The sequence below is a fragment of the Leucobacter sp. NPDC058333 genome (genome assembly GCF_042726155.1).
Lineage (GTDB): Bacteria > Actinomycetota > Actinomycetes > Actinomycetales > Microbacteriaceae > Leucobacter.
The window spans coordinates 1,163,569-1,179,279 of record NZ_JBHXHV010000001.1 but is presented as its reverse complement, the minus strand read 5'-3'; the positions used below and the strand labels follow the sequence as shown (position 1 = coordinate 1,179,279).

Below are 15,711 nucleotides of genomic sequence, written 5' to 3'. Positions count from 1 at the left end.
GATCACACCCTCTCCACGACGCGTTCGCCGAGTATGCCGGTCGGTTTAAAGACCAGGAACAGAATGAGGAAGCCAAACGCGAACACGTCGCGCCACTGGCCGCCGAGGAAGTGTGTGCCGAACGACTCGAGCATCCCGAGCACCACGCCGCCGAGCATGGCGCCGTACAGGTTGCCGATGCCGCCGATCACGGCGGCGGTAAACGCCTTCAATCCGATGACGAAGCCCATCAAGAAGTCGATCGTGCCGTAGTAGGCCGCCGCCATCACACCGGCGGCGCCCGCGAGGGCCGAGCCGATGAAGAACGTGCGCGAAATAACGCGGTTCACGTTGACGCCCATGAGCAGCGACGCCTTCTGGTCGAGCGCGATCGCGCGCATCGCGCGCCCCTCGCGCGAGTGCATGACGTATCGCTGCAGCAAGAACATGAGTACCGCCGCAACCAGCATGAGTATCAGCTGCGGCATCGTGATCCGCGCCCCCAACACCTCGACCGGTTCCCCCTGCAACCGAATCGGGAAGACGAGCGGACTCGCGCCGAAGATCTGGCGCACGGTGTACTCCAGCGTGAATGAGACTCCGACCGCGGTGATGAGCGCTGCGAGCCTGGGACTCGAGCGGAGCGGGCGGTACGCGATGCGCTCAATGAGCACTCCGATGCCGCCCGTGAGCAGCATGGTGATGAGCAGCACGAGCAGCAGGATCGGGATCGAACCGAGCCCAAACAGGCCCGTAAAGCCGCCGAGTACGACGAATGCGAGAAACGACCCCAGCATGTAGAGGTCGCCGTGCGCGAAGTTCAGTAGCTTGATGATGCCGTAGACCATGCTGTAGCCGAGCGCGACTAGCGCGTAGAACGAGCCGACGAAGAGCCCGTTCCAAATGAGTTGGAACATGAGTGCCTTCCCTGGGGGAACGAATGCGGGATCAGCTGGGCGGGCGGGATTCCCGCCCGCCCAGCTACTCAGGGTTAGTCCTCCAGTGCGTCCTTCAGCACGAACGCGCCGTCGTCACCGGTGGGTTCGACGATGACGAAGCCGCCACCCTCACGCGACCCGTCATCGGCGAACGTCAGGTCGCCGGTGAGCAGCGGGAAGCCATCGAGGCCCTTGAGTGCCTTGACCACGGCGTCGTAGTCGGTGCCGCCTGCTTCAGTAAATGCCTCGGCGATGGTCTTGACCGCTTCGTAGCTCTGGATCGAGTACGGACCGGGAGCTGCTCCGTCCGAGACCTTCTCGTAGTCCGCGATCCAGGCCTCGCCACCCTCGAGCATGTCGGGGGTCTTGGTGAACGTGCCCACGACATCCTTGATGCTGTCGGGGCCGGCGATTGCTGCCAGCTGCGCATCTACCGAGCCGTCGCCCACGAGGATCGGGCCGTCGTAGCCCGCGCCGCGCAGCTGATTCACCAGCAGTCCGCCTGCCTGGTAGTAGCCGGTCCAGACGACGAAGTCGGGGTTTGATCCGAGCACGCTGTTGACGTTGGCCGAGAAGTCCTTCTCATCGGGGTTCACAGATTCGCGCTTGGCCACCTTGAAGCCGTCTGCCTGGTCCGCGACCGAATCGGCGAGATCAACCGAGTAGTCGGTGTTGTCGTCGATGATCGCGACGTTCTTCGCGCCGACCTTCTTCATATAGGCGACAGCGGCGGAGGCCTGCTGAGCGCCCGTGCCATTGATCATGAACGCGCCCTGTCCGACCAACTGATTAGAGTTCGCGGCGGGAATCACCATCGGCACCTCCGCGTCAGCGAAGACGGGGAGGGTCGGGAGCGTGGCGCCGGAGCAGTATCCGCCGACCGAGCCCTTGACGCCCGCGGTGACGAGCTTGTTCGCTGCGGCAACGGCGGCGGTCGGGTCGCAGCCGTCGTCCTCCGTGACGAGTTCCAGATCGCGGCCGTCAATGCCACCGTCGTCATTGATCTCGTTGATAGCGAGCTGAGCGCCGAACTTCATGTAGTCGCCAAATGCGGCTTCCTGGCCCGAGAACGGAGCGAGCATGCCGATCTTAATGGCGCCCTCTCCGCTGTCGCCCGAGTCGCCACCGCTGGCGAGGCCGCCTGAGCAGGCGGAGAGTGCGAGCCCGAACGAGAGTGCGAGCGCACCGGTTGCTGCGAGCCGGGTAGTCAGAGAACGTCGAGAAGACATTGAGACTTCCTTTCCTGGATACTTCGTTGAATCTCTGGAAGAGTGCAGTCGGCGTCACCAGCGACGCCCTGTACAATTTTACATTGTATAGTCGACGCGCGCGGCGTTCAGGTCACGTTTCGAATACGATCGCCAGCGGAGTCCGGGCACGAGCCCGAAGCAGCCTCCGCGCACGGTCAAATCACTCACGACTGTGCAACCCAGAAAGCCCACAGCACGGCCCAGCCTGGAAGAATTGCAGCGGTTCCCGCAGGCACTGCTGCCCCGACAACGAAGGATCGATGCATGACCAACGAAGCCCTCTCCCCCGATCTTGAAGCCGTCGTTGCACGCGCCACCGCAGCCGCACCGCTGCTCGCCGCAACAACAGCAACCCAACGCGCCCACGCACTCGTCGCGGCCGCCGATGCACTCGAAGCAGCCAAAGCAGACCTCGTCGAGATCGCAGCCCGCGAAACCGGCCTCACCGAAGCCCGCCTCACCGGAGAAGTCACCCGCACCGCCGTGCAGCTGCGCCTGTTCGCTGACACCATCGTTGACGGCGGCTACCTCGATGCACGCATCGACCACGCCGACCCGGGCTTCGCCCTCGGCGCACGCCCCGACATCCGACGCACCCACATCCCCGTCGGCCCGGTCATTAACTTCTCCGCCTCGAACTTCCCGTTCGCGTTCTCCGTCATGGGCGGCGACTCCGCCGCGATCCTCGCAGCCGGCTGCCCCCTGATCGTGAAGGCTCACTCCAGCCACGCAGAGCTCTCCGACGCGACCGCCGCCGTCGCCGCCGAAGCCCTCACCGCCGCTGGCCTGCCCGAGGGCTCGTTCCAACTCATCCACGGCCGTGAAGCTGGAGTCGCCGTCCTCAAAGACCCGCGGATCAAAGCAGGCTCGTTCACCGGCTCCATCCGCGTCGGTCGTCTCCTCGCAGACATCGCCGCGAACCGGCCAGCACCCATCCCGTTCTTCGGTGAACTCGGCAGCGTGAACCCCGTCTTCATCACCGCAGCCGCCATTGAGGAACGCGCCACAGAAATCGCGTCCGGCTACCTCACCAGCGTCGCCGGCTCCGCCGGGCAGCTCTGCACCAAGCCCGGCTTCGCGTTCATCCCCGAAGGCGGCGAACTCACCGCAGCGATCACCGCGAGCGCCACAGAGTTCCCCGAGCACCGCCTCCTCGACCCCCGCATCGCGCAGAGCTACGATGAACGCCGCACCGCGGTGCTCAATACTCCCGGCGCGCGCCCAGTGATCGAGGGCGGCATCCGATTCGACGAAGACGGTCAGGGCTGGGCGACCCCCACGATCGCGGTCATCGGCCTCGACGACTTCCGCGCGGGCCGTGAATCCCTCCTCGAGGAATCGTTCGGGCCGCTGTCGATCCTCGTTGAGACCCCAGCCGGCACCGACCTCGCAGCCCTGATGCCCGAGTTCTACGAGGGCAACCTCTCCGGCACCCTCCACCTCAGCGAAGCAGAAGCGACCGGCACGACCGACAACGCAGACGCGCTCCGCGCGCTCATCGCCGCGCTCGCGAACCAGGTCGGCCGCGTCTTGTTCAATGGCTGGTCCACGGGCGTCGCCGTTACCCCGGCCCAGCAGCATGGCGGCCCCTGGCCCGCAACCACGAACGACGCATCAACCTCGGTCGGCACCGCAGCAATCACCCGATTCTTGCGCCCCGTCGCCTTCCAGAACGCACCTGAGGCGCTCCTCCCCGAAGCGCTCCGCACCACCAACCCCCTCGGCATCCCGCAGCACATCGCTCCGGCAGGCGAGTCACAGAACTGGGGCGCACGCTGGCGCTAACCCGCCTACCAGCTCGCCAGCCCACCAGCTCGCGACCACGAAGTGGGCGGCGGAAAACCCGCCGCCCACTTCGTCACCGGTTACCCTATGGGCATGAAGTCACATCAGATGCTGCCCTGGCTCGCCGCTGCAACAATGATCGCGGCCCTCAGCGGGTGCAGCGGTACTGCTGCGCCCGAGCCGACAGCGAAAACCAAGCCGACGACCGATCAGTCCGAAAGCCCGGCGGACGAGCAGGCAGACGACGCGCTCACCTCGGACGAAACCGATCTCCTTGCGAAGATCACCACGGGCGCACCACCAAAAGATCTCCTGTGGTCATTCCCCGATGAGTTGCCGAACGGCTGGAAGCCGCTCCCGATCACCGACGAAAAGGGCGTCGTGCAGATGCAGGTGTCGGCGAAGTGCATCATCGACTTCCGTCAGCCCGCTGGCATGGGAACGGAAAAGGAGCCGACATCGGCGACCATCGCGAACGATGTCGCCGCTGAGATGGGCGAGAAGGCGGCCCGTGTCACACTCTCGATCGAGCCGAGCAAGCCGGTCAAACTCGACGCCGACATCAATGCGGGCGCCATGACCGCGGCGCTCGATTTCGCGAACGTGCACTTCACGGCGCCCGAAGACCCAAGTATTGAGGGCGTCGCCTACGCTCACCGCGACGGGGATTTCGCGCTGCTCGCCGTGGGTATGTGCGGCGGCGGCGAGTTCGCGGAGCAGGGCGACGGCATGCAGCGGTTCATCGAATCCTCACGGGCCGACGTCACCTACTGAGCCGCCCAGCCGAACAGGCCCGGCGGCGATTCCGCTCAGTGCCAGAGCACCGCGAGGGCTACGTTGACCACTGAAAGCCCCGCGATCGCTCCGAGGAACCCGGCCGGAACCGGCTGCTTCTTGCGACCCACGAGCACAATCGCGATGAGCACCAGCAGCACGACGAGCTTAACGCCGATCTTCGCGTTGTTCGGCTGCCCGCCACCCATGTAGATGGTGCCCACGAGCAACAATCCGGTCGCGAGCAGCAGCCAGGCGCCGTGCATGATGCCCGGGGTGATGCGGGCGCGGGCTTCCTTCACCGCCGACAGCTGAGCGAGCGTGCTGCCGAACACCGCGCCGAAGCCAACGAGGTGCAAGACGATGAGTATTCCCTTAACGATTTCCACGCCTTCATTCTCCCGGCATGAGCACGCGTTCGCAATGAAGGCGAGGCTTGCTCACACCTGATGAATGGGCGTGAAAACCGCTGGTCAGAGCCTTAGTGGAAGAAGTGACGCTCACCCGTGAAGTACATGGTCACGCCCGCGGCTCGCGCGGCTTCAATCACTTCGGGGTCGCGCACCGAGCCGCCCGGCTGCACCACCGCGCGCACACCCGCGTCGAGCAGCACCTGCAGACCGTCGGCGAACGGGAAGAACGCGTCAGAGGCAGCGACCGACCCTCGTGCGCGGTCACCCGCACGCTCGACCGCCAGTCGGCACGAGTCGACTCGGTTGACCTGGCCCATGCCAACGCCGACCGAGGCGCCGCCCGAGGCGAGCAGGATCGCGTTCGACTTCACGGCTCGGCTCGCGCGCCACGCGAACTCAAGGTCAGCGAGAGTCTCAGCGTCGGCAGGCTCGCCCGTGGCGAGTGTCCACTCCGCGGCCGGCGCGAAGGAGCGATCCGAATCTTGCAGCAGGAAGCCACCAGACACCTGGCGCAGTTCAACCGGGTTCGGGGCAAAATCGGCCGGCAGCACCAGCAGGCGCAGATTCTTCTTCTGGGTGAGGATCGCGAGTGCGTCGGGCTCGAAGCTCGGGGCGACGATCACCTCGGTGAAGATTCCGGCGACCGTCTCAGCCATCGCGGCGGTCACGGTGCGGTTCGTCGCAATGACACCACCGTAGGCCGAGACCGGATCGCAGGCGTGAGCGAGTTCGTGGGCCGCAGCGATTTCGTCGGCCGCGCCCTCGGGGGCGACAGCAATGCCGCATGGGTTGGCGTGCTTGATGATGGCAACCGCCGGGCGCTCGTGATCGAATGCCGCGCGGAGTGCCGCATCGGCGTCCACGTAGTTGTTGTACGACATTTCTTTACCGTGCAGCTGAGTGGCCTGCGCGATGCCGGAGCCCTCGTTCTCGGTGAAGAGCGCCGCGCGCTGGTGGCTGTTCTCACCGTAGCGCAGCACAGACTCGCGCAGCCCGAATACCTCGTACCCCACGTACCCTTCAGTGGTCTCGAAGATGCTGTCGATCGACGCCTCCTCTGAGTCGAGCTCGGCGGGGGCAGCCTCGCCCCAGGCGATGTCCTCCTGCTCAAGGAACCAGTTCGCGACGGCAGCGTCGTACTGTGCGGTTTGCACGAACGCCTCGGTGGCGAGCGAGCGGCGCTGCGCAAGCGTCGTGCCGCCCGACTGCACGGCCGCGATGATCTCGTCATAGCGCGCCGGGGAGACAACGATTGCCGCGTTCGCGTGGTTCTTCGCGCTCGCGCGAACCATGGCGGGGCCGCCGATGTCCACGTTCTCGATGACATCGGCAGCGGGCTTGCCCGAGGCGACTGTCTCTTCAAACGGGTAGAGATTCACGACGACCAGCTCGAACGGCGCGAAGCCGAGCGCTTCGAGCTGACTCCGGTGGTCCGCGAGACGCAGATCGGCGAGCAGACCCGAGTGCACGGCGGGGTGCAGCGTCTTCACGCGCCCATCGAGTGCCTCGGCAAACCCGGTCACCTCGGCGACATCGGTGACGGCATGGCCCGCGTCGCGAATAGTCGCGGCGGTCGAGCCCGTCGAAACGATTTCAACTTCGGCTTCCGCGAGCGCCGCAGCGAGCTCGAGCAGACGCGTCTTGTCGCTCACCGAGATGAGTGCGCGACGCACCGGCACGACGTCGCGGTGCTCGTAGAGGCTGGGATCGTGGCTCTGAACTGCCATGCGGCTGGACTCCTTGGATCGGGGTGGGATGCGAGATTCGTTGGGTGCTGTGCTGAGAGTGAGAGGGTCGAGTGCGGTGCCGGATCACCCGACGCCGGGCAGCCGAAGCGTACCGAGTGCGATATCACGCACGGTCTGCACCAGCAGCGGTCGTTCGAGCTGTTTGATGCGTTCGTGCAGCTCCGCTTCGGTTTCACCCGGCCGCACGTCGACGGCGGCCTGGCGCAGCACGGGCCCGGTGTCGACGCCCTCGTCGATGACGTGCACCGTGACACCGGTGCGTGCGGCTCCGGCGGCGAGCGCGTCACGCACCGCGTGGGCTCCCGGGAATGCGGGGAGCAGTGCCGGGTGCGTGTTGATCAGGCGCGGGCTGAACTCGCGCACGAAGCCCGCCGGAAGAATACGCATGAGGCCCGCGCTCACCACAAGACCGGCGTCGTGCGCGCGAATCTCGTCGGCGAGTGCCGCACCCCAGTCTTCACGCGAGCCGAAGTCGCGGGGACGCACGACGAAGGCGGGAATGCCGGCTGCGCGAGCGTGTTCCAGACCGTCAGCGTCGGTGTCAGACCCGACGCACACGATCTGGGCCGGAAAATCAGGCTCCGCGGCCGCATCGAGCAGCGCTTTCAGGTTGCTGCCGCCACCAGAAATGAGAACCGCGATTTTCAGCACCGGATCAGTTTACGCGACGGCCGAGACCCTCACGCTCGAGCGCCCGGTCAGCATGCGTGAGACAGGGCAGCGTTCGTGCGCGGCCTCGGCCAACGCCGTCGCTTCCGCGAGCGGAACGCCCACGAATCTCAGCTCCGCCTTGCCAGAAAACTCGAATCCGACGTCGGCGCGTGGATGCAGTGAAATCTCGGCGCTCGCTTCGACCTCGATGCCGGGACCCGCGACCACGCGGGCCGCAGCGTTCAGGCATGTGACCCAGGACAGTGCGAGCAGTTCTTCGGGGTTGGTCGCGGTGCCGCGATCAGCCGCAGTGGGCGACGCGACGGTCACCGTACGACCGCCGTCGACCCGGCTCTCCCCCGTTATGCCGTCGGAGTTGTGTGCCACTGCGGTGAACAGCGGCGGGAGCAGTGGGGTGACCCCCGACTCCGTCCGCGGGTGTTCTCGAGACATTAGATTCCCTTCGAGTTGCGTCTTCACGCAGAAACTTCTATGTTAGACCGAGTCTATTTTACAGACGATGACAGGGACGGCGATCGGTGATCCGGCAATGAATGGTGACAGCGAAGGCCCGGCGGTCGTGTTCACAGAGGTGTCCAGGCGGTTCGGCGAGGGCGCCAGCGCGGTCGATGCGCTGCACGCCGTGAACCTCACCATTCCACGCGGGGCAATCTTCGGCATTCTCGGCGAGAGTGGCGCCGGTAAGTCGACGCTGCTCCGGCTCATGAACGGCCTCGACCGCCCCACCAACGGCCGAGTGCTCGTCGACGGCGTTGATCTCGCAACGCTGGGATCGCGGCGCATGCGCGAAATGCGGCACCGGATCGGCGTGGTGTTTCAGCACTTCAACCTCGTCGGCAACCTCACCGCACGCGCCAACATCGCGATGCCGCTGCGCATTCAGGGGCGTCGAGACCCAGGCCGGGTAGCCGCAATCGCCGATTTCGTCGGGCTCAGCGGACTGCTCGACCGCTTCCCCGCACAACTCTCCGGCGGGCAGCAGCAGCGCGTGGCCATCGCGCGGGCGCTTGTCAGCGACCCGACCCTCCTGCTCTGCGACGAGCCCACCTCCGCGCTCGATACGCACACAACCGCCGAAATCTTAGACCTGCTGCAGGCGACCCGGGCCGAGTTCGGCACGACGATCGCGCTCGTCACGCACGAGCTCGACGCCGTTCGCGCGGTCTGCGACACCGCCGCCGTGTTTGAGCGCGGCCGGTTGCTCGACACGGTCACGGTGCCGCAGGCGAGTCAGGATCGCGAGCCGCGCTATCTCGATCACGTGCGGGCGGTGCTCGGCCGATGAATATCTTCGACGAAATCGGACGCGCGTTCTCCGAGTATGGAGACGAGATCGCCAAAGCCATGGGCGAGACCGGCTACATGGTGCTCGCCTCCGTCGTGGTCGCCGTACTGCTCGGTACGCCGCTCGGCACGCTCATCTATCTCACGCGCCCGGGCGGCGTCATGCCCCGCCGCGCCATCTGGACGATCGCGAACGCCTACGTCACCGTGGTTCGCTCGTTCCCGTTCCTGCTGTTTGTTGTGTTCATGATCCCCCTCACGCGGCTCGTATTCGACACCAGCTTCGGCACGGTCGCCGCTACGTTCCCGCTCGGCTTTGTCGCGGTCGCGATCTATGCGCGACTCACGGAGCAGATTCTGCTCGAGCTGCCGAGCGGCCTACTGCACGCGGCCGAATCGATGGGCGCCTCCATTCCGCAGACCGTGTTCCGGTTTCTGCTCGTCGAGGGCCGCTCTGGACTCGTCTACGCGCTCACATCCGCAACCATCAGCTTCGTGTCGTATTCGACGGTGCTGGGGGTCGTCGGTGGCGGCGGTGTGGGCGACTTCGCCATGCGCTACGGCTATCACCAGTACGACTTCACCCTGATGTACGTGACCATCGCGCTCATTGTGATCTGCGTGATGGTGCTGCAGGGCGTGGGAACCCGCATCTCACGAGCCATTGATCATCGCTAGCCGACGATCCCGACCCGATTTTCACGAACGAAAGAAGACCATGACTCATCTCACTCTGCGCCGCAAGCTGATCGTCGGTGCCACCGCTCTCGCCCTGCTCACCCTCGCGGGGTGCAGCTCGGCGTCAGACAGCGCCGATTCCACAGGCGGCGAGGCGACCCAGACCCTGAAGGTCGCCGCGACGACGACGCCCATGACCGATGTGGTGCGCGCCGCCGCCGACTCCATCGAAGCGCCGTACAAGATCGAGCTCGTCGAGGTCGCCGACTACGTGCAGCCCAATTCGATGTTGCAGAACGGCGAGCTTGACGCGAACTTTGTGCAGCACCCGCCGTTCATGGAAGAGTTCAATGCTGGCAACGACGCTTCGCTCGTCGCGATCGAGCCGGTGTACTTGACGGTTGTCGGCATCTACTCAAGCAAGCACGCGAGCATGGACGAGCTGCCCGAGGGCGGGCGCGTGGTGATTCCGCAAGACACGTCGAACGCGGCCCGGTCGCTGCAGATGTTCGCGGAGGCCGGTCTGATCGAGCTCGACCCCGATGTCGACACCTGGTCGGTCAGCGTCGATGACATCACCAAGAATCCGAAGAAGCTCGAGTTCCAGCAGGTGGACATCATGCAGCTCTCAGCCGCCTACCCCGAGGCTGACGCGGTCTTCTTGCACGGCACGTTCGCGCGGCAGCTGGGGCTCACCCCCGAAGGCGATGCAATTGCAACCGAGCAGGATCCGCAGTTCGCAGTGTCACTCGTCTCCCGCGAAGACAACGCCGACTCCCCCGAGGTGCAGGCGCTCGCGAAGGCCTTCCACAGCGATGAGGTGCGCAAGGTACTCACCGAGAAGGACGTGCCGATCGCGTTCAAGTAGCGGAGGGTGGGCCGGGATTCCGAACGCGTCAGCCCGCGTTCTGGCCTGACCGAAACTACCCGGCGTGCACAATGTCGTCGGCGATATCCCACGGCCGGTGCTCAGCGTACTGCGCGTCCTCTTGCGCCGCCCAGCGTTCCCAGTGCGGGGCATACGTGTCCCCGTCGCGCGCGAGAGCCCGCTGCTTACGGATCGCTGCGGCGCACTCGAGCCACACACTGTGCACTCGTGCGTTCGTGGCCCACGCTTGCGCCGCTGCCAGCGTCGCCCTGGTGATGGCGCCGCACCCCTCGATGATGAGCGGCGGGCGGCGCTCGAGTGGCAGCCACTCACCAAACGCTTCGGCGACCCAGTCGTAAGCCCGATAGCCACCCGCGTGCAGCGCGGGGGCCACCGCGGCCGACCCCGCGGCTAGTCCATCCCACCCCGGGTACAGATCCTCGACGTGCAATACCTGGGGCGGCCTGCCCATCGCAACGAACTGCTCGGCGATCCGGCTCGCGAGCTGCGTCTTCCCTGACCCGGAGCGACCGTCGATCAGCACAACGTCGAGATCCATCGTGTCCCCCATCAAAATTCCCCTCGCGAGTCTGTGCGCCAACGCTCAGCCAGCAGCATTACCGCGGCGGTGAGCACACCGAGCACCACGGCCCCCGCGAGGCCGGCGCCGTAACTGCCGGGCGCTTGATGCCCAATCAGGGCAGCGACCGCGACAGGCAAGGTCTGCTCCCCGGGCCGCACAAGAAACGAGGTCGCCCCGAATTCCCCGAGAGATGCCGCGAACGCGAATCCAAGCGCGAGCCCAGCGGATCGGCCGAGCAGCGGCAGGTCAATGGTACGGAGCATGGCGAATGGGCCGGCCCCGAGCGAAGCCGCTGCGTCCCGCAGCTGCGGCGCGATCCCGCGCAGCACCGGTAGGAGCGTGCGCACCACGAGCGGGAGCGCTACGAGCGCCTGCGCAATCGGAATGAGTACGGTCGACGTGCGCAGGTCGAAGCCAATGCCGAGCGGGCGGTGCATCGTGAGCAGGAGCCCGAAGCCGAGGGTCACGGCCGAAACCCCGAGCGGCAGCATCACCAGCGCATCGAACAGGTCGATGCCGCGACGCAGCGTGCGCGAGCGCGGCCTGCGTGAGAGCACCAGCGCGAGCAGCATGCCGAGCACCATGGCAATGATCGCGGCGGCGAGCGCGATCTGCACGGACGACACGATTGCCTGCCACACGGTGCCCTCGATGGGAAGATCGTCGGGCGGGTGCACAAGCGCGACGAAGTTTGCCAGTGTCCAGTCGCCTGCGCGATCCCGAAGCGAACGGACGAGCAGCGTGCCGAGGGGCAGCACGTGCAGAGCGGCGACGGTCACCCCGAAGAGCACCAGCACCGGCGCATCGGCCCGCTTCGGCCGCGCACCGGGTCCCCGCTCCTCGCGCAACTGCACCGCCCGCTCCCCCGCGCGGCGCAGTTGCGTCGAGACGACGAGCGCAAGACCGACGATCGCGAACTGCGCGATCGACAGCACCGCCGCGCCGCGCAAGTCGAGAAACTGCACGGTCAGCCGGAAGATCTCAGTTTCGACGTTCGCGAACGCGGTGCCACCCAAGATGAGCACGATGCCAAAGGAGGTCGAACAGAACAGAAAAACGAGAGCGGCGGCCGAGGCGAGCGCCGGTCCGAGAGCTGGCAGGGTGACCGTGAGCCAGGCTCGGGCCCGGGACGCTCCGAGCACCCGCGCAGCCTGCTCCGACGTGTCGTCGAGACGCGCCCAGAAACCGCCAACCGTGCGCGCGACCACGCCGACATTGGGGAACGTGAGCGCGAGCACCACGGCGACGAAGCTGCGATCCAGCCCCCACGATTCAAGCGGCCCGCCGGGGCCCAGCAGCGCAGAGAATGCTACGCCGACCACGACCGTGGGCAGCACGAAGGGCACCGTTAATAGCCCCTGCAGCACTGCTCGGCCTCGGAAGTCGAGCCGGTACAGCACATACGCCGCCGGCACACCGAGTCCGATTGACAGGATCGTCGCCATCCCCGCCTGTGCGAACGTCTGCCCGATGACGCGCCACGTGCGTGCCGCCCCGAAGACCTCGGGCACCCCGCTCAGGTCGAGCACGCCGTCGGTAACGAAGCCCGTCGCGACGAGCGACAGCACCGGCCACACGAAGAACAGCGCGAGAAACGCGAGCGGCACGGCCGTCGCGAGGGTCCACGTCGCGACACCCCACGGGCCGAGTCCGGCTCGTCGGGTGGCCAGACCCCCGCGGCGCACCAGGTTAGAGCCCGATCTGCTCGCTCAGCGTCTTCAGCCAGCCCTCTCGGCCGGCCTCGATCTCCCGCGATGACAGGTCGTGCGTCTGCCCCGAAGCGGGCTCGGGGGCGAACTTCGTCCAGGCTGCTGGCATCTTGACGGTCTCGTCGATGGGGTTCATGTACATTGCGTCGGGAATCGTCTGCTGGAACTCGTGCGATACCAGGTAGTCGACGACCGCCTCAGCTCCGACCTCGTTCTCGGCCCCCTGCAGCACACCCGCGTATTCGACCTGAGTGGTGCAGGTGTCGAGCAGCGCCGAGGTGCTCGAAGCGGTGCCCGCTTCGTCGACGGTGAATGCCGGGGACGATGCATACGACACGACAATCGGCTTCGTGCCGTCTTCGCCGCCCTGCGTGAACTGACCGTAGTAGGCGTCGCTCCACCCCTGTTCGATGCGGGCTCCGTTGTCGACGAGTCTCTGCCAGTAGTCAGTGAAACCGTCTTTGCCGAATTCGGCAACGGTCCCCACGAGGAAGGAGGCCCCCGTCGACGATGCCGTCGGATCGAGCAACACCGTCAGGTCCTTGTACTCCGACTTCGTGAGATCCTCGTACGTTTCGGGCACCGCAAGATCGTGCTCCGCAAACCAGGCGGTATCGACGTTGATGCAGGTCGCGCCGCGGTCGACCGGCACAAGCCCGGCGTTCGTATCGCCGTCGACGGCGAATTCGCCGGCACTGTCAGGCAGATCGTCGGGCGTGTACGCCGTCACCACGTCGTTGTCGAGCAGCCGAGAGGCGAAGATGTTGTCGACGCCGAAGAATGCGTCAGCAATCGGCGCGCCCTTCGTGAGCACGAGCTTGTTCGTAAGTTCGCCGCCGTCGCCCGCCGACACGACCTGCACGTCGTAGCCAGTCGCCGCGCTCGCGGCCTTCGCAAAGTCGTCGTTGGGGAACGAGTCGTGCACGACGAGCGTCACCTTCTTCGCGTCACCGCCGTCTGCGGAGCCAGAATCGGTGTCGTCGGCCGAACCGGTCGCGCATCCCGAAAGCGTGAGACCGAGAGCGGCTGCCACGGCCACCGAGGTGAGCGCGAATCGTCTCGCGCGATGAATATTGGGTGTAGGCGTCATTGAGGCGTCCTTCCTCCGCTGGCATGAACCAGATCAGGTTGAACGGTCGGAGCTCGCGTGCTCCCTCTCAGCCCCGCGCGTCGGGACTCCCGTGGATTGCCCTCTTACCCTAGCGCCCGCGCCCCGGCCAGCGCCAACCGCTTCGGCGGCCAGCATCTGGCTCCCGCTCAGGCTCCGGATCACTAGCCACTTCGGCATCCCACGCGTACGCCCGCAGCAGCGTAGCTTCGTCGCTCCCCTCCTCGATCGCGACCGCATCCTTCTCCTCGACCGCATCACCCTCCTCGGCCGCGTCACCCTCCTCGACCGCATCACTTTCGTCGAGATCACTCAAATGGTCGTTTTCGTCGACCATAGCGACCATTTCAGTCTCTTCGGCGGCGATCGCGTCCTCGGTCGCGGGACGTTCCGCCAGTTCCAGCGCCTCGTCGACCGCCGTCGTAAAGTCTGCGGTGACCTCGGAATCGGCGGCGACGCGGGAGCGGGCCTCGTCGTCGTCATCCGCGACGGTTACGCGATCGTTCGCTGAGGCGGGCGCACCGGGCGTGGCCGCAGCGTTCGACGTCGCTGCCGCAGCGACGCCGTCGCGCAGCCGCCGCACGGCGTCGAGCCCCGGCACAGCTTCGGGCAGCGAGGCTCGCACCTTGGCCGCGTCAAAGCGACCGGCGATGACGCCGACGAGTAGGCCGCCGCCGACTTCAAGCGCGAGCACGCCACCGGTGAGCCAGGCGTCAGGGCCGTTCTCCGCGAGGCGATCCGGACCCATCGATCCCGCCGCGAGCCTGCTCAGGCCCGCCACTGCGAGCCCCGTGAGCGCCGCAGCGAGCAGAGGAATCACGAGCGCGGCACCCCACGACATGCGTCGGAACGCTGGCCGTCGCGCAAAGAAGACGCCCAGCACGAGTGCTGCAAATACGAGGATCGCGGGCGCGAGTGCGCCGCGATCAGCCCAGCCGTCCGGGATCAGCCCGAACATCGGCAGCGCGGGCACGGGGCCGAGCAGCGTCTCGAAGGGCGTCACCGAGCTTCCAGAGCCAATCGCGAAGCCGGTGCCGGCAAACCACGCCAGACTCCAGACAACGGCGACCGGCACGAACGCCAGCTGCACGAGAAACAGGGTGAGTGATCCGATGGGGTCGAGTTGTAAGCCCTGGGTAAGCGCGGTCACGTCGGCGTAACCGGTTGCCACAGCGACGGTGAAGCCGAGTGCGGCGAGGCCGAACATCAGGGCAAGCGCGGCGGCGGCGAGACGCAGCGTTTCGGCGGCACGCGTGGGCAGCGCTGATGCCGACCCCACCCCGACATACTCGAACCCCTGCAGCACGCGCCGCACGCTCAGTTGCCACCACGGATGCGCATCGCGGCCAGCTCGCACCAAGAATGCCAGCGCCGACGCGGCACCGTACACCGCGGCAGCGACGAGCGCCGCGCGCGACACCGGCCACGCGAGGAGCGGGCCGGTGAGCGCCGCCGCGGCAAGGGCTACGCCGCCAAAGCCAATAGCACCGCCGATTACGCCCATCGCACCGACTCCGCCCCTGCCGGCAAACCGCCACCCGGCACGCAGTGCGAGCAACACCGAGAACAGGGTGATGCCGAGCGGCGCGAGTGACAGCGTGAAGCTGAGCGCCTGTGGAGCAAGCCCCAAGCCGAGCGCTGCCTCTGCCGACACCGAGAAATGCAGCGGGCTGAAGTGCGCGAGCAGCCAGACACCCGTGATGTCAGCCGCAACCGATGCGGGCTCGGCCGCGAGCCCGCAAGTAATGACCCACACCAGAGTCGCGGGGATGGCGACGATGGCAAGGCCAGCGAGCGCCACAGCGACCGCCTCGATTGCGGCGATAATCGCGGTCACCAAGGATCTCATTGCCAAAATCTTACTCGGCCGACGCCCCCGAAACCCCTGGCCACGCTGCCGTAGGGTGAAGGGTGTTGTGGCC

The 15,711-nt window shown here is 66.5% G+C and carries 15 protein-coding genes and 1 riboswitch; of the genes, 5 read left to right on the top strand and 10 right to left on the bottom strand.

The window, feature by feature from the left end:
• Positions 1 to 2: 2 nt before the first annotated feature.
• On the bottom strand, positions 3 to 896 hold the full coding sequence (locus tag ACFWHR_RS05565) for a branched-chain amino acid ABC transporter permease (RefSeq protein ID WP_382447270.1): 894 nt from the start codon (positions 894 to 896) through the stop codon (positions 3 to 5).
• Positions 897 to 970: 74 nt separating this feature from the next.
• Complete coding sequence (locus tag ACFWHR_RS05560) at positions 971 to 2,146, bottom strand: branched-chain amino acid ABC transporter substrate-binding protein (RefSeq protein WP_382447269.1); 1,176 nt, start codon at positions 2,144 to 2,146, stop codon at positions 971 to 973.
• 285 nt (positions 2,147 to 2,431) lie between these two features.
• Between ACFWHR_RS05560 and ACFWHR_RS05555 the strand changes: the two genes are divergently transcribed.
• Together ACFWHR_RS05555 and ACFWHR_RS05550 are read left to right on the top strand one after the other, a co-directional pair.
• Entirely contained in the window at positions 2,432 to 3,952 is a 1,521-nt protein-coding gene (locus ACFWHR_RS05555) for an aldehyde dehydrogenase family protein (protein ID WP_382447268.1), read from the top strand.
• Positions 3,953 to 4,045: 93 nt separating this feature from the next.
• Entirely contained in the window at positions 4,046 to 4,726 is a 681-nt protein-coding gene (locus ACFWHR_RS05550) for a hypothetical protein (RefSeq protein ID WP_382447267.1), read from the top strand.
• Positions 4,727 to 4,761: 35 nt separating this feature from the next.
• Here ACFWHR_RS05550 and ACFWHR_RS05545 read toward each other — a convergent pair whose 3' ends face one another.
• The 4 genes from ACFWHR_RS05545 to ACFWHR_RS05530 form a co-directional block, all read right to left on the bottom strand.
• Positions 4,762 to 5,115, bottom strand: coding sequence for a hypothetical protein (locus ACFWHR_RS05545; RefSeq protein ID WP_382447266.1), 354 nt, complete (start codon positions 5,113 to 5,115; stop codon positions 4,762 to 4,764).
• 92 nt (positions 5,116 to 5,207) lie between these two features.
• The gene (gene purH / locus ACFWHR_RS05540) at positions 5,208 to 6,866 is read right to left on the bottom strand and encodes a bifunctional phosphoribosylaminoimidazolecarboxamide formyltransferase/IMP cyclohydrolase (RefSeq protein ID WP_382447265.1); all 1,659 of its coding nucleotides are present in this window, start codon (positions 6,864 to 6,866) and stop codon (positions 5,208 to 5,210) included.
• 84 nt (positions 6,867 to 6,950) lie between these two features.
• A complete protein-coding gene (gene purN, locus ACFWHR_RS05535; RefSeq protein ID WP_382447264.1) occupies positions 6,951 to 7,538 on the bottom strand; it encodes a phosphoribosylglycinamide formyltransferase in 588 nt (195 codons plus the stop codon).
• A gap of 9 nt (positions 7,539 to 7,547) precedes the next feature.
• Positions 7,548 to 7,991, bottom strand: coding sequence for an OsmC family protein (locus tag ACFWHR_RS05530; protein WP_382447263.1), 444 nt, complete (start codon positions 7,989 to 7,991; stop codon positions 7,548 to 7,550).
• Positions 7,992 to 8,058: 67 nt separating this feature from the next.
• On the opposite strand from ACFWHR_RS05530, the gene ACFWHR_RS05525 reads away from it, so the two are divergent.
• Genes ACFWHR_RS05525 through ACFWHR_RS05515 form a run of 3 tightly spaced genes read left to right on the top strand, consistent with a single transcriptional unit; the run spans position 8,059 to position 10,389 of the window.
• Positions 8,059 to 8,844: a methionine ABC transporter ATP-binding protein gene (locus ACFWHR_RS05525; RefSeq protein ID WP_382447262.1), complete on the top strand. Its 786-nt coding sequence runs from the start codon at positions 8,059 to 8,061 to the stop codon at positions 8,842 to 8,844.
• Positions 8,841 to 9,521, top strand: coding sequence for a methionine ABC transporter permease (locus tag ACFWHR_RS05520; protein ID WP_382447261.1), 681 nt, complete (start codon positions 8,841 to 8,843; stop codon positions 9,519 to 9,521). Before ACFWHR_RS05525 ends, ACFWHR_RS05520 begins: the two co-directional genes overlap by 4 nt.
• Before the next feature lie 40 nt (positions 9,522 to 9,561).
• The gene (locus ACFWHR_RS05515; protein WP_382447260.1) at positions 9,562 to 10,389 is read left to right on the top strand and encodes a MetQ/NlpA family ABC transporter substrate-binding protein; all 828 of its coding nucleotides are present in this window, start codon (positions 9,562 to 9,564) and stop codon (positions 10,387 to 10,389) included.
• 55 nt (positions 10,390 to 10,444) lie between these two features.
• Here the strand turns inward: ACFWHR_RS05515 and ACFWHR_RS05510 are convergent, their stop codons facing one another.
• The 4 genes from ACFWHR_RS05510 to ACFWHR_RS05495 all read right to left on the bottom strand — a co-directional run bounded on the left by ACFWHR_RS05510 (position 10,445) and on the right by ACFWHR_RS05495 (position 15,638).
• On the bottom strand, positions 10,445 to 10,960 hold the full coding sequence (locus ACFWHR_RS05510) for a hypothetical protein (RefSeq protein WP_382447259.1): 516 nt from the start codon (positions 10,958 to 10,960) through the stop codon (positions 10,445 to 10,447).
• Positions 10,960 to 12,657 carry an ABC transporter permease gene (locus ACFWHR_RS05505; RefSeq protein ID WP_382447258.1) on the bottom strand — a complete coding sequence of 566 codons (1,698 nt, stop codon included), beginning with the start codon at positions 12,655 to 12,657 and terminating at the stop codon, positions 10,960 to 10,962. The genes ACFWHR_RS05510 and ACFWHR_RS05505 overlap by 1 nt, the downstream gene beginning before the upstream one ends.
• 4 nt (positions 12,658 to 12,661) lie before the next feature.
• Positions 12,662 to 13,771 carry a thiamine ABC transporter substrate binding subunit gene (locus tag ACFWHR_RS05500; protein ID WP_382447257.1) on the bottom strand — a complete coding sequence of 370 codons (1,110 nt, stop codon included), beginning with the start codon at positions 13,769 to 13,771 and terminating at the stop codon, positions 12,662 to 12,664.
• Positions 13,765 to 13,874, bottom strand: a riboswitch (TPP riboswitch). Its footprint overlaps the gene before it by 7 nt.
• Positions 13,875 to 13,880: 6 nt before the next feature.
• On the bottom strand, positions 13,881 to 15,638 hold the full coding sequence (locus ACFWHR_RS05495) for a DUF6350 family protein (RefSeq protein ID WP_382447256.1): 1,758 nt from the start codon (positions 15,636 to 15,638) through the stop codon (positions 13,881 to 13,883).
• Between the last annotated feature and the right edge of the window lie 73 nt (positions 15,639 to 15,711).